This is a genomic window from Negadavirga shengliensis (assembly GCF_042652345.1).
Lineage (GTDB): Bacteria > Bacteroidota > Bacteroidia > Cytophagales > Cyclobacteriaceae > Negadavirga > Negadavirga shengliensis.
In genome coordinates this window covers 41945-60997 of record NZ_JBHSJJ010000005.1, presented here as the reverse complement: position 1 = coordinate 60997, position 19053 = coordinate 41945, and the positions used below count along the sequence as shown (strand labels likewise).

The 19053-nt window shown below is 47.3% G+C and carries 17 protein-coding genes; 15 read left to right on the top strand and 2 right to left on the bottom strand.

The genetic code is table 11. The features are described 5' to 3' along the window. The first annotated feature begins 69 nt into the window (after positions 1–69). The 12 genes from ACFPFU_RS10240 (at position 70) to ACFPFU_RS10185 (ending at position 13872) form a co-directional block, all read left to right on the top strand. On the top strand, positions 70–513 hold the full coding sequence (locus ACFPFU_RS10240) for an excisionase family DNA-binding protein (protein ID WP_377064145.1): 444 nt from the start codon (positions 70–72) through the stop codon (positions 511–513). 9 nt (positions 514–522) lie between these two features. After that, entirely contained in the window at positions 523–1080 is a 558-nt protein-coding gene (locus ACFPFU_RS10235) for a PIN domain-containing protein (RefSeq protein WP_377064143.1), read from the top strand. 106 nt (positions 1081–1186) lie between these two features. Beyond that, a complete protein-coding gene (locus tag ACFPFU_RS10230; RefSeq protein WP_377064141.1) occupies positions 1187–4069 on the top strand; it encodes a type I restriction endonuclease subunit R in 2883 nt (960 codons plus the stop codon). A gap of 266 nt (positions 4070–4335) precedes the next feature. Then, the gene (locus ACFPFU_RS10225; RefSeq protein WP_377064139.1) at positions 4336–5844 is read left to right on the top strand and encodes a PQQ-dependent sugar dehydrogenase; all 1509 of its coding nucleotides are present in this window, start codon (positions 4336–4338) and stop codon (positions 5842–5844) included. A gap of 108 nt (positions 5845–5952) precedes the next feature. Next, positions 5953–6444, top strand: coding sequence for a DUF3237 family protein (locus ACFPFU_RS10220; RefSeq protein WP_377064137.1), 492 nt, complete (start codon positions 5953–5955; stop codon positions 6442–6444). Positions 6445–6473: 29 nt separating this feature from the next. After that, positions 6474–6893: a cupin domain-containing protein gene (locus ACFPFU_RS10215; protein ID WP_377064135.1), complete on the top strand. Its 420-nt coding sequence runs from the start codon at positions 6474–6476 to the stop codon at positions 6891–6893. Positions 6894–6937: 44 nt separating this feature from the next. Next, positions 6938–7750 (top strand): AraC family transcriptional regulator, encoded by an 813-nt coding sequence (locus tag ACFPFU_RS10210; protein ID WP_377064133.1) that lies wholly within the window; start codon positions 6938–6940, stop codon positions 7748–7750. Between the two features lie 207 nt (positions 7751–7957). Beyond that, positions 7958–9091, top strand: coding sequence for a hypothetical protein (locus ACFPFU_RS10205; protein WP_377064131.1), 1134 nt, complete (start codon positions 7958–7960; stop codon positions 9089–9091). Positions 9092–9213: 122 nt separating this feature from the next. Beyond that, on the top strand, positions 9214–9786 hold the full coding sequence (locus tag ACFPFU_RS10200) for an RNA polymerase sigma-70 factor (protein ID WP_377064129.1): 573 nt from the start codon (positions 9214–9216) through the stop codon (positions 9784–9786). Positions 9787–9799: 13 nt separating this feature from the next. Beyond that, positions 9800–10774 carry a FecR family protein gene (locus ACFPFU_RS10195; protein WP_377064127.1) on the top strand — a complete coding sequence of 325 codons (975 nt, stop codon included), beginning with the start codon at positions 9800–9802 and terminating at the stop codon, positions 10772–10774. 105 nt (positions 10775–10879) lie between these two features. Next, positions 10880–12580 carry a peptidase associated/transthyretin-like domain-containing protein gene (locus ACFPFU_RS10190; RefSeq protein ID WP_377064125.1) on the top strand — a complete coding sequence of 567 codons (1701 nt, stop codon included), beginning with the start codon at positions 10880–10882 and terminating at the stop codon, positions 12578–12580. Positions 12581–12726: 146 nt separating this feature from the next. Continuing rightward, the gene (locus ACFPFU_RS10185; protein ID WP_377064123.1) at positions 12727–13872 is read left to right on the top strand and encodes a DUF4221 family protein; all 1146 of its coding nucleotides are present in this window, start codon (positions 12727–12729) and stop codon (positions 13870–13872) included. Between the two features lie 60 nt (positions 13873–13932). Here ACFPFU_RS10185 and ACFPFU_RS10180 read toward each other — a convergent pair whose 3' ends face one another. Then, positions 13933–14430, bottom strand: a complete 498-nt coding sequence (locus ACFPFU_RS10180) for a CPBP family intramembrane glutamic endopeptidase (RefSeq protein ID WP_377064121.1) — start codon at positions 14428–14430, stop codon at positions 13933–13935. A 451-nt stretch (positions 14431–14881) separates the two neighbouring features. Between ACFPFU_RS10180 and ACFPFU_RS10175 the strand changes: the two genes are divergently transcribed. The 3 genes from ACFPFU_RS10175 to ACFPFU_RS10165 all read left to right on the top strand — a co-directional run bounded on the left by ACFPFU_RS10175 (position 14882) and on the right by ACFPFU_RS10165 (position 16353). Then, entirely contained in the window at positions 14882–15418 is a 537-nt protein-coding gene (locus ACFPFU_RS10175; protein WP_377064119.1) for a carbon-nitrogen hydrolase family protein, read from the top strand. Between the two features lie 40 nt (positions 15419–15458). Next, complete coding sequence (locus ACFPFU_RS10170; RefSeq protein ID WP_377064117.1) at positions 15459–15740, top strand: carbon-nitrogen hydrolase family protein; 282 nt, start codon at positions 15459–15461, stop codon at positions 15738–15740. A 220-nt stretch (positions 15741–15960) separates the two neighbouring features. Then, on the top strand, positions 15961–16353 hold the full coding sequence (locus tag ACFPFU_RS10165; RefSeq protein ID WP_377064115.1) for a hypothetical protein: 393 nt from the start codon (positions 15961–15963) through the stop codon (positions 16351–16353). Positions 16354–16541: 188 nt separating this feature from the next. Here the strand turns inward: ACFPFU_RS10165 and ACFPFU_RS10160 are convergent, their stop codons facing one another. Beyond that, the gene (locus ACFPFU_RS10160; protein ID WP_377064113.1) at positions 16542–18974 is read right to left on the bottom strand and encodes a penicillin acylase family protein; all 2433 of its coding nucleotides are present in this window, start codon (positions 18972–18974) and stop codon (positions 16542–16544) included. Positions 18975–19053 lie beyond the last annotated feature (79 nt).

Genomic DNA, 19053 nt, shown 5'->3' with positions numbered 1-19053 from the left:
TTCCAGTCAAACATTTGTTTCGTTTATTTCGTTTAGTATATTCACGGCAATAACAAAACTTCCCTTACCATGGCCACATCCATCAAAAAACCAACAGCAAAAGATCAAAAAGCAGCCAGACAGTCGGTTGCGGTACTGAAAAGTATTACCGGGAGTACAAAGCCTCATGACGCGGTAATTTTTCAGGTGGAAGGGACGTCCATCTCAGTCCCCAGAAATGCTGTCTTGCTTCTGGAAAAAGTACTGGATGAAATGGCGGATGGGAGAACCGTTGAAATCGCTTCTTTTTCAAAGGAATTGAGCACCCAGGAAGCGGCTGACTTGCTGAAGGTATCCCGCCCACATTTGGTCAAACTTTTGGAAACTGGTAAAATCCCCCATAAAAAAGTCGGTGCACACCGAAGGGTCCTGCTGGAAGATGTCAAAAAATATGAATCCTCGCTCCGGGAATCCAGAAGAAAAGCCCTGGATAAACTTGCCAGGGAGGCGCAGGAAATGGGCTTGGGCTATTGATCAGAGACCATGTTATCAGCACTGCTCGATGCCAATGTACTCTACCCGGCACCCATCCGGGATTTGTTGTTGAGTTTGGCAGAAGATGATCTGTTCAAGCCGTTTTGGAGCAAAGCGATCCATCAAGAATGGAGGAGAAACCTCCTGGAAAACCGGCCTGATTTGGACCCCCAGCGCATTGACCGGACCATAGATTTGATGAATCAGGCTTTCCCGGATGCTGAAATTGAAGGATATGAAAACCGGATAGCAGCACTGTCCCTCAAAGACCCTGATGACAGACACGTACTTGCGGCGGCAGTAGAGGCCAATGCCGACTATCTCGTAACTGCCAACCTCAAGGATTTTCAAACACCTAGCCTGCAACCAAAAGGTATTCAAATCATCCATCCGGATGCATTCGTGTGCCAACTGAGTTCTCAACACAGGGATGCCGTCTTCAAAAGTTTTGTCAAATTGGTTTCGAGACTGGAAAATCCGCCGCAGTCCAAAGCAACTGTCTTGAGTACTTTGGAAAAATGTGGTTTGACTGAAACCGTTCGGGTCTTACGTGAATGTAAAGAATAACAGGTCTCGCCACACTTTACGGCCAAATCTTGTTTTGTTGCCGTGTTTTCCCCATCTTGCTTCTGGACTTTATTTTGAATCATGTGATTGCACATCTTTTTACTTCATGACCATCCAACCCGAACAGACGCTTGAAAACAACCTGGTAGCACAGCTGCAAAAGCTTGGCTACAAAAAGGTGTTGATCCCCGACGAGACCGCCCTACTTGCCAACCTGAAAACCCAGCTGGAAAAACACAACAGGACCGGGCTTTCTGATAGGGAGTTTATCCAGGTCCTCAACGCCATCAACAAGGGGAATGTCTTCGAGCGGGCCAAAATCCTCCGGGACAGGGTGGAGTACATGCATGATTCGGGGGAGCACCGCACCCTGGAACTGATCAACCAGATCCACTGGTGCCAGAACGAATTTCAGGTAGCCCAGCAGATCAGTATGCAGGGCAAATACAAAAACCGCTACGATGTCACCATCCTGATCAACGGCCTTCCCCTGGTGCAGGTGGAACTCAAGCGGCGGGGTCTGGAACTCAAGGAAGCCTTCAAGCAGACCTCCCGGTACGGCATCCACTCCTATGATGCAGGCCTCGGCCTTTTCCAGTTTATACAGATCTTCGTCATCAGCAACGGTGTCAACACCAAATACTACGCCAACGGACCGCTCAAACACAGGCGCTTCAAACAGACCTTTTACTGGACAGACATCAAAAACAAACTGGTCACCCAGCTCTCACAGTTCGCGGATATTTTCCTGGAACCCTGCCACATTTCCAAGATGGTGACCAAATACGTGGTGCTGAACGAAACGGAGAAAACCCTGATGGTGCTGCGCCCTTATCAGTACTATGCCACAGAAGCCATCGTGGAGCGGGTGAAGACCACCTCTAAATACGGCTATATCTGGCACACCACCGGCTCAGGGAAAACCCTCACCTCCTTCAAGACGGCACAGATCCTCACCAACCTGCCACAGGTCCACAAGGTGGTGTTTGTGGTGGACAGAAAAGACCTGGACACCCAGACCACCCAGGAATTCAACAGCTTCAGCAAGGGCAGCATAGACGGCACCAACAACACCCAAAAGCTGGTCAGCCAGCTCACCGGGGATGATAAACTGATCGTCACCACCATCCAGAAACTTTCCACGGCTGTCAACAAATCACGTTTTGGGGAAAAAATGGATTCCCTCCGGGACAAGCGCATCGTCTTTATCTTTGACGAGTGTCACCGGAGCCAGTTTGGGAAAACCCATTCCGACATCAAGGGCTTTTTCGAAAAATGCCAGATGTTCGGGTTTACAGGCACACCGATCTTTGAGGAAAACGCGGGCACCAACGAATGGGGCAAGCGTACCACACAGATGCTTTTCGGAGACTGCCTCCACAAGTATGTGATCACCGATGCCATCCGGGATGAAAACGTCCTTAAATTCTCCGTGGAGTACATCAGCACCTTCAAGAAGAAAGACCACATCTTTGACATCAATGTGGAGGCCATCGACGAGGAAGAGGTGATGCATGCCCCCAAGAGGCTGGACAACATCGTCAACTATATCATCACCAACCACGGGAGGAAAACCCACAACAGGGCTTTCACAGCCATTTTCTGTGTGCCCAGTGTACCCATCCTTATTGAATACTACAAGCTCTTTCAGGCCAAGTTCGAGGCAGGGGAACACCATCTCAGGGTGGGCACCATATTTTCCTATGGGGCAAATGTGGACCTGATCGATGATGATATGGACGAGATGGGCACCGTCATAGGGGATGAAGACGGCGCATACCTGGTGGCCGCCTCTCCCGGAAACACCTATGAGCGGCAAATTAAAAAACACCCCCGGGAGTACCTGGATGATTTCATCGGGGACTATAACAGGCACTTCGGTACGAATTTCAGCACACAGGATTCCAAATCCTTCTACAACTACTACAACGACATAGCCAAGCGGGTAAAAAACCAGCAGGTGGACGTGCTGCTGGTGGTGAACATGTTCCTGACAGGTTTTGACAGCAAGAAGCTGAACACCCTCTATGTGGACAAAAACCTCAAATACCACGGGCTGATACAGGCCTATTCCAGGACCAACAGGATTCTGGACGAGCTCAAATCACAAGGGAACATCGTCTGCTTCCGGAACCTCAAAGATGCCACGGACAAGGCCATTGCCCTATTCTCCAATCTGGAAGCCAAAGGGGAAATCATCATGGAGCCCTATGAGGAGTACGTGGAGAAATTCAACCGGGCATTTATCGACCTGCTCCGGATCGCCCCGACCGTCAACAGCATCAATGAGCTGCCGGACGAAGATGCCCAGCTGGAATTCATCAAGGCCTTCCGGGAGTTGATGCGTCTGAAAAACGTGTTGGGGACTTTTACGGAATTCGACTTCGGGGACCTGTCCATGCCGGAGCAGACCTTTGAGGACTACAAAAGCAAGTACCTTGACCTGTACGACAGCACCAAAAACAGCAGCCAAAAGGAAAAAGTCTCCATTCTGAATGATGTGGACTTTGAACTGGAACTGATCCACCGGGACGAGATCAATGTTGCCTACATTCTGAAGCTCCTGGGCAAACTGAAAGATGCCAGCCCAGAGGAGCAGGAGAAGCAGCGGAAAGCCATCGTAGAGCTCATCGTAGGGGAAGCCCAGCTCAGGAGCAAGAGAGAACTCATCGAGAAATTTATCCGGGAAAACCTTCCAAAAATCGCCGATGCCGAGGACATTCCCGAAGAGTTTGCCCACTTCTGGACCGCGGAGCGTCTGAAAGCGCTCCACCGGCTCAGCCAGGAAGAAAATCTGGATGATGAAGCGTTGGAGAAAGTCATCGGGGACTATATCTACACCGAGAAAGAACCGCTCCGTGACGACATCATCGGTCTGCTCAAAGAAAAACCTTCCCTGAGGGAGCGGAAAACCATCGCCGAAAGGATCAAATCCAAGATTCTGGGCTTCGTCGAAACCTTTATCAACGGCATTTCGGAGGCGGCTTAGGGGTGGATGGGTCTCAGAAAACATCCTCAAAGACAACAAACCCACCGTTTCCCAAATTAAGCAAAGCCTACACTACCTCTGCCATCAACCAAGTACATTCAACTGATGAAGATTTTTATCTGATTAAGCCGTAAACATCTGGTATTGCGCAGGAGAATCCGTCACTGAGCATCATTATTTTTTACCGGAACAATTTCCTTCTTAACTTTCATATATGAAAATCAAAAAGCCCATATCCCCTCGACATCTATAAAACCCCGCTCCCCATGGCAACGATATCCACTGAAACCAATGGCAAAAATCAGCCAGTCGTCCAAATGTCCCGCTTGCGGGGCATCACCCCTTTTATCATTAAAAGGACGGCTGCCATTTTCGTTTTGGGAGTTCTTTTTTCAATTTGCATGGAAAGCTTTGCCCAGTCCGGCGAAAGGGTTTACCAAACTTACTGCGGGGGCTGTCATGGTACTGATTTAGACGGTACTGCTGCCGGATCCTCTCTCTTAGAACCGACGCTGAAACATGGCCATGACAGGAATTCAATCCTTCACAACATCCGCAACGGTATCCTTGGAACCACCATGGTCAGCTGGGAAAGTGCCCTTACAGAAGCTGATATTGAGGCCGTCACGGATTATATCCTGAATGCCAGAAAGGCACCTGATGAAGTCAAACCCGTTGAAAAAGCGCTGACTTTCAATACCCAGGACTACAAGTTGAAAATTGAAAAGGTGGTCACGGAGGGCTTGGAGGCCCCTTGGGGGATAGAATTCGTCGATGCCGACCGGGCTTTGGTCACAGGAAATAAGGGAGAAGTGTACTGGGTAATCAATGGAAAAGCCGGTCCCGAAAAAATCACGGGCCTTCCACAAGTGTATGCCTACGATATGTATGGCGGAATGATGGATCTTGCCCTGGGTCCCGACTACTCCAAAAACGGCTGGGTATATTTCGCCTTTAGTCATACCCCAACCGGTACCTCTGACAAAAATGCACCGGGAATGACCAACGTGGTCAGAGGGAAAATCAAAGATAACCAATGGGTGAAGCAGGAAACCCTTTTTGAAGCACCGGATTCCATTTTGGTGGAAGGCGGGATGCGTTGGGGGAGCCGCTTGCTTTTTGACAAGGAAGGCTATTTGTATTTCAGCATTGGCGATATGCAACAGGCCATTCAAAGCGGAAATAATCCCCAACTTCCCCACCGGGCAGAAGGTAAAATCTTCCGCATCCATCCAGACGGCTCCATTCCCAAAGACAACCCCCACTTCGGAAAGGACGGCACGCTTCAGGGAATCTATGCCTGGGGAACCCGAAACGTACAGGGGATTGCGCAGCACCCGGTCACCGGAGAAATTTACTTTACCGACCACGGCCCAAAAGGCGGTGATGAGGTCAACCGTCTCAAGAAAGGAGGGAACTATGGATGGCCCGTGATCACCTATGGGGTCAACTATGACGGAAGCACCATTACCCATCTCACCCACGAAGAGGGCATGGAACAGCCCCTAACCTATTGGGATCCCTCCATTGCGGTATGCGCAGCCCAATTTGTTACAGGAAACAAATATCCAAAATGGCAAAATAACCTGCTCGTTACCGCTCTCAAGGACGAAGAAATCCGCAGGCTCGTAGTTGACGGGGACCAAATCCTGAGTCAGGAGGTGATTTTGAAAGGCCATGGCCGGGTGAGGGATGTAAAAATAGGCCCGGACGGCTACCTATACGTGTTGACCAACTCCCCTGACGCCCTGCTCCGTATTACTCCAATGGATTAATAGGCTTTTCCCATAAGCTGTAAACACATATAGCATTATGTCGTTTTTTTTCAATTTCCCCATTGTTTTCACTATCAACTTTGTGAAGTAAACAAACCATACTTCACAATGATTAAAAGACCAATGAATGAAGCAATCACACACCTTTTCGATGAAGAGGTGCAGATGACGGGACTGGTTGAATATGGGGTAAGCTGGAAAGACATTACCTCTGGAAAAATCAGTCCCCCGGCCGAAGGAGCCAGATTTGACTTGTCCTTTGAAGGCGATCTAATAGGGGAACGGGTCAAAGGCAAAATCAAAGGCGTGGATTACCTCGAATTCCGCGCAGACGGATGCATGCGGCTGAATATCCAGGCGACCGTTATCACCCATGACGGTGAATGTATAGCGTTGCATGAAGAGGGGCTGATGACCCTGAACAAACAAGACGGGCCTGCCGACCTGTACCTGAACATGACCTTTAAAACCCATTCCAAAAAATACAACTGGCTTAACAAAGCCAATGTTTGGGCCATCGGGCAGGTGGATATGGACAAGGCGACAGCGACCGTTAGCGCCTACGGCAATTCAAAATTGCCCATAATGGAGTTAAATTAATAAAACATATCATATAAACTGAGAAAATCATGATAACCACAGATTTGAATACCCTCGAACTGGCCGAATTCACCGCTAAATCAAAGCCCGGCCAACGGTGTAAAGCCACCTTTCCCTTACTAGGCGCTCATGGCACCACCGATTCAGCTACTGTTTATTTTGAGCTTGCTCCCGGAGAGGAGCTTGGCACACATACTGACAGTGCAGAGGAACTGCTCTTTATTTTAGAAGGGCAGGTAGAAGCAACCATTGGCACCGAAAAGGCATCTATATCTAAAGGACAGCTGGCGGTAGTTCCAAAAATGGAACGCCATAACCTGAAAAATACCGGGAATTCCACTGCCAAAGTCCTGGGATTCTTTGGAGGAGCCAACAATATCATTGCCACATTCGATGAAGTTTGGCTGCCTACTGAATCCAATAGGGTAGATACCTCTTTACTAGGCTAAGTTACATCAGGGGCCTAAAAAGCCCCTGTTTTCTCCTTTATACCATGAATGTTGAGATCACAGAATATCCCTGCATAGAAGATTTAAAGCCATATGTACAGACCTATTGGTACGGTGAATTCAATATCAACGGCGATAGGCTATTGGAACAGCAGGTTATACCCAATGGTTTTGTGGAGCTTATTTTTCATTTGAATTCCAATCACTGTAGCCTCTTGCAGGGCAATACTTGGTTAAAGTCTCCGGATTATACGTTGATCGGCTTATTTACCAAGCCTTATGAAGTAAGGTTTGATAAAACAGTACCCACATTCGGTATCCGTTTCAAGCCGGAGGGCATATACAATTTATTTGGCATACCTGCAGCTGAATTTTCAGCAGACTACATCGATATGAACTGCGTGCTGGATGCCGGCTTCCGTTCATTTTCGGAAAAGTTAAGGGAAAAAACAGCCGTTTCGGAAATGACCGAATTGGCCGGTGCCTACCTGCTAACCAATCTCCACAGCAATAATATCAACTATTATTACCTAAACAGAGCAGCGGAATTCATCAGGAAAACGGATGGCATGATCAGAATGGATGAGTTGATCAACAATGTGTACATCAGTCACCGGCAGCTGGAAAGGGAATTCAAGGAAAAGATAGGTGTCAGCCCCAAACAATACATAAGGATAGCGCGGCTGAATGCAGTCAACCGTCTTCTGTCTTCTCCCTCAAGGCATGACCTGACTTCAGTGTCATACGACACAGGATTTTCAGACCAGGCACATCTTATAAGGGACTTCAAACAATTTGTAGGGTTACCTCCCTCTCATTTTATCCGGAAGAGAGGGGATTTTTTGGTAAACATATAAGGAAATGCACTGAGGTGACGGTACTGTCAGATGGCAATATCAGCTGATCCCAGCCCTCCAACGCCGCCATTTTTTGGCAAAAAACATCAGAAATTCACGTTTTGTGAAAAATATCATTCCTGTCATAAAAAAAATCCATAAACCCACTAAGGGTACAACCTATCAAACTTGTCGTGGATTTAAAACGCATACTAAATCTTAAAATCCATGAAAAAAATTTCCCTGTTTTCGAAAATAGCAATGCTTCTGATATGCCTGTCCACGGTGATTTTGTCAGAAATTGCCGCCCAAGTCCACAGTCCGGCGCATATTGGCTTTGTTTATCCTTTGAGCACCAATGGCCATAAAGCCGCGGAATACACCAACAACCTAAGTTTACATGCCATCCAGGGACTATCCGGCGGGGAAAAGGGCTTGGCCCTCTATGGTGTGGCAGGCATGGTCAAAGGCGATGCCAGCGGTCTACAGGCAGCAGGCGTCTTTAACCAGGTTAGTGGCGAGCTGAAGGGAGTACAAATGGCAGGTGTCATGAACCAAACCAATCTGGCTCCGCATGGCTTGCAATTCGCAGGCGTCGTGAACCTCAACAGCGGGGCCAGTCCATTACAAATGGCCGGTGTGGTCAACATGGCCTCACAGATCAGCAGCTTCCAAAGTGCCGGCGTGGTGAACCTGGCCCAAAATCTCGAGGGCATCCAAATGGCAGGAGTAGCCAATGTGGCAAAATGCGTTAAAGGCATCCAAGTGGCCGGAGCCATCAACGCGGCGGATGAGGTAAAAGGCTCCCAGTTTGCGGGCCTTATCAACGTCGCCAAAAAAGTAAACGGAGTACAGGTGGCCGGACTGCTGAATATCGCGGACAGCAGTGACTACCCCATTGGCATCATCAACCTGATAAAAAACGGAGAAAAAAGGATAGGGCTAGCGACAGATGAAAATCTTTCCACCATCGTCAGCTTTCGCTCGGGAGGCAGAAAACTCTATGGCATCATCGGAATGGGTTCCAATCTGCAATATGCCGACCTTCCCTATGGTGTGGAAGCCGGCCTGGGTATCAAGCTCATTGAAAAAAACAGCTTCAGGATGGATATGGAAGCCGTCAACCTTTTTATCACGGACTTCAAGCACAGCGAATACTCCAAATCCGGTCTGCGCATATTGCCCGCGTTCCTCCTTTCCAAAAACTTACAGCTTTATGCTGGGCCTAGCATCAATTACATGGACACCAAAAACCAGGAAGGTTCCGATCTGGCAGGCCTGCGGATATGGGAACGTCAACGCACCAACACCTATAGATCGGTTCATGTCGGTTACACGGTCGGCCTCCAAGTCCTTTTGTGACCTACAACAATGCACAAGAACGATGAAGTATTTTCCCGAACCACTAAGGGTAAACTGAAAAATACTTGTCGTATATTAAAAGCAATTTACCATCTCAATTGTAAAAGTAAGTGACCGGCACAGTGGAAAACCAAGACGGCCTTCCTGTAGAAAGGGTGGACGAACACACCTTTGAAGCGGTCTTCAAAGACCATTTCAAATCCCTGCATACCTATGCCAATGTCATCCTCAAAGACAGTGACGAAGCTGAGGAAATCGTACAAACGGTCTTCCTCAAACTATGGGAAAAAAGAGGTATGATCAAAATCAACACCTCCCTCAAGGCATACTTGTATAAATCTGTTTATTACGACAGTTTGAACCACATCAAACACCAGAAGGTGAAAATGAAACACCGGGAACAAAAGCAATACGAGACAACCCAAAACGGCTCCGTAGAAGCTGTTGACGTGATGGAGGGCCAGGATGAGGAACTGAACAGCCGCTTCCAGCAGGCTTTGCGGCTGCTTCCTGAAAAATGCAGGACGGTGTTTCATTTAAGCAGATTTGAAGAACTGAAATACCAGGAAATCGCCCAAAAAATGGGCATTTCCATCAAAACCGTGGAAGCACACATGGGTAAAGCCCTCAAAACGCTGCGCCTGGAATTGGCGGAATTCCTGCCCCTCATATTGATGCTGATTATAGAACATTAACCGCCTTGAAGCCATGGAAGACAAAACACTCATAAAATACCTGCTCAACGAAACCAGCAAGGAAGAAGATGCGGCTGTAAAGGAATGGTTGGCAGACAATCCCGGAAACCAACAAAAATACGATCATATCCAATGGGTGTGGGAGACAAGCCGGCGATTAATCCCCCAAAGCAACATTGATGAAAACCTGGCTTGGAAGCGGTTTTTGGACAGGAAAGCTCAAAAAGAAAAGGCTGCGCCTACCCCTATCATCCGGTTGGCGAGCAGCACCTGGTTCAGGACGGCGGCGGTCTTCGCCCTGATGGTTGCGCTGGGCTGGTCGCTGGTATCCACCCTGCCCCATGCCGGAAAAGCTTATTTTTCCGCTGTGTCCCTGGAATCCGGAAACACGTCCACACAACAGCCCCTTTTGGATGGCTCGTTGGTCACTTTGAATAAAAACACCCAACTTACTTACTCTCAAAAGTTGTTTGACAAGCAACGGCTCGTCAATATGTCCGCCGGTGAGGCTTACTTTGAGGTCCAAAAAGACCAAAAAAAACCGTTTGTTGTCAAGCTCCAAAACCTGACCGTTACCGTTCTTGGTACTTCCTTTAATGTGAAAATGAAAGGGCAAACGGCAGAAATAATACTGGATGAGGGCGTCGTAAAAGTCGAGGTGGGTGGCCAGCAAGTAGTGTTGGATCCGGGAGAAAAAGTCACTGTCGACCTCCACACCGGCGCGCTGGATAAATCCCTGCAGGAAGACCAACTGTTCCGCTATTATGTGAACAACAGGTTCCAAGCCGAAAATATCCTCTTACAACAGGTGGTGGAAGCTTTGGCGGATGCCTACGAGGCGGAAATCATCCTTGGATCCGAAGACTTAAAATCCCTGCCCATCACCACCGTTTTGGAATATGGCTCGTTGGACAAAAACCTGGAAGTGATCGCTGAAACGCTGGGGCTTCAAATTTCCAGGGACGGGGGCCGGTACGTCTTGCAATAAATCATTAACTTGCGAAATAATTTATCCAAATAAATGATTTTCAGGGGGCATACTATTTTTCACGGTTTTGTATGGCTCTTTTTCCTGTCGGTGGCCCAAACTGCGATGTCCCAGCAAAAATTGCAAACGGAGTTTCAGTTTGCCAACCCCGGAGAAATGAGTATCCGCGAGGCCCTGGAACAGGCATCGGATGCACATGATTTTTATTTTTCCTACCAAAGTTCCCTGGTAGAAGTGGACAAGCCTTTGCCTTTGGACCATTACAACGGAACCATAGCGGGTTTTTTGGCAGAGGCACTTGGAGAGCAGTACGAGTTCAGGGAAATTCCCGGCTATATCATCATCCGTTATGCCCCCGGCGTACTGGATCTGGAAGCGGAGATGGAGACGGGCTCCAGGCAAGTGACGGTAAAGGGTCATGTCAAGGATCTGCGTACCCAGAAAAACCTCGGCTATGCCACGGTCTATGAAAGAAACACCCTTACCTCCACACTGACGGACCAAAACGGCTACTTTGAACTCAAATTGAGGCAGTCCAACCCTTCTATATGGTTGACCTTAGGCAAGGAAAACTACCGGGACACCACTTTCATGCTGTTGCCGCAAGTGGATATCCAGGCCAAAAGAGGCAATGGCCGCTTCCGTTACTATCCGGATGACGGTTCAGCGGAGGAGATGGAACAAAGCTTTTTCGGCCGAATGTTCATAGGCGTCAGGCAGCGATTCCAAAGGCTGAACCTCGGAGGCTTTTTTGCCGAAAATCCCTACCAGATGTCCTTTATCCCCGGGCTGAGTTCCCAGGGGATGTTCAGCAGCCAAATGATCAATAAATTCTCATTGAACCTATTGGGAGGCTACACGGCCGGTGTGGACGGTTTTGAGGCGGCCGGTATTTTTAATATCAACCAGAGAGATGTCAGGTATTTCCAGATGGCGGGCATTTTCAATATGGTCGGCGGCGAGGTGAACGGCTTCCAGGTAGCCGGTATTTTTAATTCTGTGTATAAAAATGTCAGCGGTTTTCAGGTAGCAGGGCTTCACAACCATACACGAGGCCGGGCCAGGGGGCTGCAAGTTGCGGGATTATACAATCGCACTGACAGTACTGCCAACCACCAGATAGCCGGACTCATCAATAAGGCCAAAGGTACCACCGGATTCCAGATCGCCGGATTGGCCAACCTGGCCCGAAACCATGCAAATGGCCTGCAGCTGGCTGGGCTGTTTAACCATACCAAGGGCACCGCCCACCACCAAATGGCCGGGTTGTTCAACAAAGCCGGCCATGTGAAAGGCAGCCAGTTCGGTTTGGTCAACATCGCAGAAAGCAGCGACAATCCCATCGGCTTGGTCAATTTTGTCAAAAACGGCAAGAAAAGCCTGGCGCTTGGTACGGACGAATCCCGCTTTGCCCATCTCACGCTCCGCTCCGGAGGGAGGAAATTTTACGGCCTCCTCGGCACGGCCTATTTCCCCGGGCAGACCGAGGCTCCCCTTGCCCTGGAAGCGGGCTTTGGCCTGCACCTGCTGGAAACCCGCGCCTACACCATGGATCTTGAGTTGGTCATCAGGGTGGCCACGGATTTCAGAAATGTCAGCAACCATACCAACTCTTTCAAATACCTCCATGGGTTTAACATGGGAAAGAACACCCGGCTGTTTGCCGGGCCCACCTTTAACTTCACCGTCCTGGACCCCGGCCAGGATATCAGCGTGCCAGGCATGGTATTTTATGAACGGACCAACCGGCACGGCACCTATGGCCTTTATGGCGGCTTTATTGCCGGTATTCAATATGTTTTTTAATTACGTCCGAGGCTTTTGCAGTGCCAGACGAGCACGCGTCGGGCTTTCGTAGAGCCACGCTCTGGTATAAAAACTAATTTTTTAGCCTTCTGATTGGATATATAAAAATAAACCCCTATATTTTTAGTAAAAATAAACCTTGCGATATGAGACCTTTATTCTTTTTTATCAGCTTATTTGCAGCATTTTCCTGCAGCCAGTCCGGCAAGAAGCAGGGGGACTATTCCCAAATGGCGTTTTCCCTGGATACCGTCATGGTGGATCCGGGCGAGGAAATTCTTTTTCTAAAAGGGGAACTTCGCCAATCCATCCTTTTCAAGGACAAAAAATACCTATTCAATTTTAATCAAGATGACCACTCAGTGGAGAGGATAAACCTTGATGATCTGATTCTCAGTGAAAAAATACCGTTTGAAGCGGAAGGGCCAAATGGAACCGGCAATTACTTTCACACCTTTCTGGCTATCGGCGAAGACAGCATATTGTTCAGCGGCTATCAGGGAAGCGGCATTTTCGACACAGAAGGGAAGAAAATAAAAGATTTGGATTTCAAAAAAGTAGGTTCAGGTGAACACCGGCTAAATGACGATGAATTCTTTGTCCCCCAAGCCGTCTTTCCCGGCAACCCCGAACTTTTTCTGGGCTTTATCAGAAACTGGGAAGATAAATCCCTTAAATTGGTATTGGTCAACTTTGCAGAAGACTGGGTCGATAAGATGGAGTTACCGGAATTTGACAAGTTAAAGGGACTTTACGCGGAATTTTCGGACGGAAATTTTTTGACGATGACGGGGCCTGATATCTATTTGATTTCTGTGGGGGATAAAATTTTGATCGGCAATAATGCTTATAACGAACTCTTCTGGCTCCCTCCCGGCGAAACGGAATTGACCCATTATTCATATCAAAGCCACATCACGGAAGATTCAAAAAAAGGAAAATATCCCTCCCAGGTTGACCGCCCGGAGGAAGTACAACAAATATCCCGGAAAATCCGTGAAGAAATCAGTTTTGGAAGGCCGGTATGGGATGAAGAAAACCGGATTTATTACCGGTTTTCTTATAAAGAGGCTTTTACCGAGGAAGTCCCATCCAATACATTTTCCTCCTCTTCTAAAGCCGATGTTTACCTTACAATTTTTGATGAAAACCTGCAGATGATAGGCGAAGCGCCTGTACCCATGCTGGAGAAAACTCCCGCTCGCCACTTCGCCAAAAACGGCAAGATCTGGATATTTGAAAATATAGAAGATGAGCTCGGGTTTGTGAGGTTAAGCATTGAGGGGATCTGACTTGTGGTTAAATATCCTTACTTCATCATCTTACTAAAGTTTCAAAGGAATAACTTCGGGTTAATTTAAGTACACCCTTGCTCCAAGGCCGGCAAAATTCAATAGCATGTGTGCGATGGAAACCAAAAGAATCGATTTTGTATTATAAACCACCGTACTGAATAAAGTGCCCAAAAAGAATGCAAAAACAACAAATGAAATTTGCCCTCCAGGCTCCTTATTCGGAAAAATTTGCTGTGGAGCCAAATGCCAGATGGCAAACCCTAAAGAAGAAATGAGAATATAAAGCCATTTATCGTCGCTGAATAATTTAAGGTATAATCCTCTCCATAACAGTTCTTCCGTTACCGCATTAACCGATCCCAATGCAAGGGAAAATAGAAAAATCTGAAAATTGGCAGATTCCAGCGCTTTTGGAAAAGCGTAGATATAGACAAATAGCAAAGGAACAGTCAGGAATAACAAGTTGTGAAACAATTTCTCCTTGAACAGGGAGAAATTGGGTCTGAAAAGGCCGGAGATTTCCTGTTTGGATAGAAAACAAAGGGGAACGAGCATACACCAAAATATCCAATAAAATGCAAAACCTAAAAAATAACCCCCTTTGGTTCCAAATTGCTTTGAAAAAATCTGAAATGCAAAGCTTGTCGTAGCAAATAAAGTTATTGGAATAACTAATCCAATAAATTTCCTTTTATCCTCACGTTCCATCCTGAATCCTAGTTTCATAAACCCGTGATAATTTGTAGATGTTCTGGCCAGTGTTCTAAAAGAAAAAGCATAAAAGCGAAAATCTCCGTGATTCTGTTCAATTGTATTATCCCAATATTATAAGGATTCATAATTATCGGTATGATTTTAATACTGATCTCCCCGTGATTTAAATCATTTATGTCTGAAATTTTATTGAATATTTTTACGTTGAAATAAAATTTTTTAGAAAAATCACGCAAAACGGGAAATAAAATTTTGAAAAATATTTATCCGGCGGCTTTAAACTGGTAACAAAATGATTAGAGTTAGTTTAATTTTTGTTTTGGTAATGCTGGTCTCCTGTCAGGGAGATGATGTGATTGTCCAAAGTTTGTTCGATTTATCCGGGGCTCCCCTGCATTATGATGACAGTAAGGCGACCAAATTTCTTAACGTGGCCACCGTCAGTATTCATGCTTCAAGAGAAAAAGATACTAACCTTGCCAAAATAAAAGCAATCAGTCGGGAAATTCTCTCCCAACATCCGGAAACCGAATTGTTGCTTTTTGGTGAAACTGTTTTAGGTTGGTATATAGACGAAAATGATCCGGAATCCTATCAACGTACTATTGCCGAATCCATACCTGGCCCTTCTACCGACGCCATTGCGTTCTTAGCTGATTCTCTGAATGTTCATATCGTTTTTGGTATGACCGAGCTTCAAGGAGACAAGCTATACAATGCCCAGGTATATGTCAATAAGGAGGGAAATATTGAAGCAATACACAGGAAAGTTAATCTTACTCCCGAGGATAAAAAAAAATGGCATTACACCGGCATTAAAGATCCCTGAAAATGTGACGGTGGTCAATATTAACGGCATCCTAACAGGGATGATCATTTGTGCAGATGTGAGCAGTTTTTGGCTTACCGAACAGATGGTTCACCAAAAGGTTGAACTTATCCTTCACAGCATGGCCGCAGTAGTACCGGAATTTGCCATAGACCCAGTAAGCCGACAATTTAAATCCTGGGAGGTTTTTTCAAACCGGTATGGTGATGAACTTAAATGGCGCTATTCGGGCACCATCTTTATCGCTGATCCATCGGGAACGATCCGAACTTCCGGTAGTGGCAGTGAAATGTACAGAGTCTATAAAATAGGGGTAAGGTAAATCAGTATGAAAAAGATTTATACCGTTGTTTTGCTCTTTTTTTCCACTACGTTGCTTTTTGCGCAAAGCAGTATCCATTCAGGATGGTATCTTGGCTTAAATCCTTTATCCTATGCAATGGCATTTCCTTTAAAATGAGGAGGTAAAACGGTTTGGCCCGCTGGCTGCAGGGAATGAATATGGCTTCAATGTAGTTGGAGGTTATTATTTCAAACCCAACTTGAGTGCGGAATCGAGAATTTCCCTGGGCAATATCCATCAAGTCGCCACTGTAACACAATTTCATGCAGGAATAAATTACTTTTTTTTATACAACGGAAGCGAATCAAAGCATAGGGGCATGTATGCCGGGTATTTTTTAAAATTCTGGGATTATGGCAACCGGCTTACAGGCATTCATTTTTATAATATTTCCCCTTATATCAACTTAGGATACCAATGGAACGGAAACCGTTTGAACTACGATCTCAGACTCAGTCAAACTTTTGCCATACACTCCTGGACCAATCTTGAGGCAACCCAATCTGGCACTGCATGGTTTTTTTCACCCTGGCCCCGGTTTATTCCAGTACTGCCTTTGCTTTCTTTCACCATAGCGCATCATTTCAAATAAGGTTAAATCGGTACGTTTAATTTTTAAGCGTTTATCCCTATGAAGGAACTTGCTTTTACTTGGTGCATGGCAGCACCCATCCCGACCTACTTGTGGGCAAAAAAATATCCAAAAAAATCCTAACCAGATGGTAAGACCCCGAACTGCATCATAAAGGGAAAGCGGGATTCCCCATGGTAATCTGCAACTCACTCCATCACCCATTGCTCCACTGCGCTTTTTTCTACCTTTTTCCGGTCAAAGTGTACACGAAAAAAACCATCTTCCGCCCAAGTATCAAAGAAATGCCTGTAAAACGGACTTTCCGGATCGCCGGAATGACCCGGGGTATTGATGCCCAAGGTTTCTTCCCAGTCCCCGGTATCCACCAGGATCCTGAAGGAAGCGCCTGTGGTATTGTTGTCCCCATAGGCATTGGCCGCAGGCGTATAGCTGTACCCTCCCCTTGGCACAGGGCCCGCATCCAGTTTATCCCGCCATTTTGAAGAAACCGCGGCACTCAGGGGATGACGGATATGGGCGTGCTTATAACGTTCCTGTCCGTATTGCCAATGTTCCATATCCGGCCCGAGTTTCCCTTCCAGGGTCTTCAAGGCCTCATCAAACGCCTCTGCCAAAAAGTGGTCTCTGTGACTGTCATCTTCAAATACGGTACCTGCTTCAATCCACTCCAAGGCCTTAAAAAGCGAAATGCTTCCTATCCAGCGCCTGACTTCCTCCGGTACCACCAGTCCGCGGATATTCTCCCTCAGCTTCCGTTCCCACATTACATAAATCCCCGCAGCCACTGAATTTTTATCCAACACATAATCCCATTTTTCCAGTCTTTTTTGCGCTTTTACCGCTTTCTCTCCTTCCAGCCGCAAACCCAACAGAAAAGGCACCAACCTTCTCGCAGGGAGGGCCAGGTAATCATTTTGCAGCTTTCCCATATCCTCTAAAGTGAAATTTTGCCCGCTCTCCAGCACCTCCCTTACCCGGTCACCCCGAAAAGGGTCAGACCATTCATAACCTAAGGCCTCCGGGTAGGGATAAAGGGTATCGGTCAGGTTTTCATTGGACGTGTTGATAAAACCCGAGGGCGGGTTGAATGCATGCGGCCGCTCCAACATGGGCAGATATCCCTCCCATTCCTTACTGCCATCCCCTACGGTGGCCACCAAACCGGAAAAGCCCTTGCGGATTGGGGCAATGCCCGTGGCCTGCCAACCGATATTCCCCTCCTTATCGGCCCACACCATGTTTTCCGCGGGAATATGATTATACACACAGGCTTCCCTGAAGGATTCCCAGGAATCGGCCTGCCCCATCCTTAAACTGGCCAAATAGGGGGCACTTCCCGGCTCCAGCCACGCGCATTCCACTGCCACGGCTTTCCCAAGTTCTTCATCAATAAAAGTCACAGGACCGTGTATGGTATAATAATGCTGCACCATCTCAGGCTCACGCCCTTTCACGGGGATGGTATCCTGGATCATTTTCATTTTTCGCCACTCCCCTTTATAACGATACAGCTGGGAATCATCCGGATGCAGATCATAAATACGGATATCTTCCCCATCCGTGCTAAAAATGGTAAGTCCCCAGGCCCCAAACTCATTGTGGCCTATGGATACCCCGGGAATGACGGGCTCTCCACCGCCCACCACATTCCAACCAGGCGCGTGAAGCCGCACCCAGTACCTCAGGGAGGGAATGGCCTGTACCCGATGGGGGTCATTGGCCATGTATGGATAACCACTGGCCGTCAGCCGGCCACTCAGGACCCAGTTGTTACTTCCCAGAGAAAACCTGTCCCAAAGCGCTATTTCATCTTGTTCCTGTTCATGGTGAACCCTTTGTTCCTGATAGGCACTTTCCTGGTTTCGGTATACACCTTGTACATCTTCAGGAGAAAAAGCCACCGTGTTTCGAAATGCGTTATAAGGCGCCAGAATGTCCTTGAACAACAATTCCTTCGGGATCGATGGGTCCAGTTCCAAATCAGGCTCAAATGGATGGAAATAATTGATCATTTTGGCTTTTTCCGGCCCTATCAAGCTCACCACCCTGCTGTGGTTCAACTCGTCCCTGACATTGCCCAGCAACCCCTGATGCCGGGAAACCACGGTTTCCCAGGTCCAATAGCCGGGTAAAATACCCAGCATTTCAAATTCTATGGGAAGCTGTTCAGGGTTTTCCCTGCATTCTTTCACATAGGCGTTTATGCCTTCGACAAAACGGTCGACAATGGCCTCCCCCCGGGGATGGTAGTGGTTCAGTTCTGTGGTTTTGTCTCCTCTAAAACGGAACAGCCTGGCCCCTATATCCCTGGCCAGTTCTTTTTCACCCAGAATTTCCGCCAATGTGCCTGTGGCCTGCCTTCTCCAGATTTCAAACTGAAAGATCCTGTCCCTGGCGGCAAGGTATCCCTGTGCAAAAAACAGGTCCTCTTCATTTTGGGCAAAAATATGGTTGATGCCGTTCTGGTCTCTGACCACCTCCACCCGATCCAGAAGCTGTGCTGACAGTTGCTGCGCTGATAAAGGAAAACAGACCAAACTCATCAAAACCAGCAAAAAAATCTTTAAATATAGGTCCTCGTATTGGCTTGGGAGACGGTTACTCAAAACAATATTCATATGTTTATAATTATTTTTCATTGGCCATATAGCCTGCCCCGAACTTGTTTCGGGGGAATCTCGCAATCTATAATCATCC

What these genes read in the sequence shown, in the direction of transcription:
- ACFPFU_RS10240 (WP_377064145.1), top strand. Translation starts at nt 70, where the DNA reads ATGGCCACATCCATCAAAAAACCAACAGCAAAAGATCAAAAAGCAGCC.
- ACFPFU_RS10235 (WP_377064143.1), top strand. Translation starts at nt 523, where the DNA reads ATGTTATCAGCACTGCTCGATGCCAATGTACTCTACCCGGCACCCATC.
- ACFPFU_RS10230 (WP_377064141.1), top strand. Translation starts at nt 1,187, where the DNA reads ATGACCATCCAACCCGAACAGACGCTTGAAAACAACCTGGTAGCACAG.
- ACFPFU_RS10225 (WP_377064139.1), top strand. Translation starts at nt 4,336, where the DNA reads ATGGCAACGATATCCACTGAAACCAATGGCAAAAATCAGCCAGTCGTC.
- ACFPFU_RS10220 (WP_377064137.1), top strand. Translation starts at nt 5,953, where the DNA reads ATGATTAAAAGACCAATGAATGAAGCAATCACACACCTTTTCGATGAA.
- ACFPFU_RS10215 (WP_377064135.1), top strand. Translation starts at nt 6,474, where the DNA reads ATGATAACCACAGATTTGAATACCCTCGAACTGGCCGAATTCACCGCT.
- ACFPFU_RS10210 (WP_377064133.1), top strand. Translation starts at nt 6,938, where the DNA reads ATGAATGTTGAGATCACAGAATATCCCTGCATAGAAGATTTAAAGCCA.
- ACFPFU_RS10205 (WP_377064131.1), top strand. Translation starts at nt 7,958, where the DNA reads ATGAAAAAAATTTCCCTGTTTTCGAAAATAGCAATGCTTCTGATATGC.
- ACFPFU_RS10195 (WP_377064127.1), top strand. Translation starts at nt 9,800, where the DNA reads ATGGAAGACAAAACACTCATAAAATACCTGCTCAACGAAACCAGCAAG.
- ACFPFU_RS10190 (WP_377064125.1), top strand. Translation starts at nt 10,880, where the DNA reads ATGTCCCAGCAAAAATTGCAAACGGAGTTTCAGTTTGCCAACCCCGGA.
- ACFPFU_RS10185 (WP_377064123.1), top strand. Translation starts at nt 12,727, where the DNA reads ATGAGACCTTTATTCTTTTTTATCAGCTTATTTGCAGCATTTTCCTGC.
- ACFPFU_RS10180 (WP_377064121.1), bottom strand. Translation starts at nt 14,430, where the DNA reads ATGCTCGTTCCCCTTTGTTTTCTATCCAAACAGGAAATCTCCGGCCTT.
- ACFPFU_RS10175 (WP_377064119.1), top strand. Translation starts at nt 14,882, where the DNA reads ATGATTAGAGTTAGTTTAATTTTTGTTTTGGTAATGCTGGTCTCCTGT.
- ACFPFU_RS10170 (WP_377064117.1), top strand. Translation starts at nt 15,459, where the DNA reads ATGATCATTTGTGCAGATGTGAGCAGTTTTTGGCTTACCGAACAGATG.
- ACFPFU_RS10160 (WP_377064113.1), bottom strand. Translation starts at nt 18,974, where the DNA reads ATGAATATTGTTTTGAGTAACCGTCTCCCAAGCCAATACGAGGACCTA.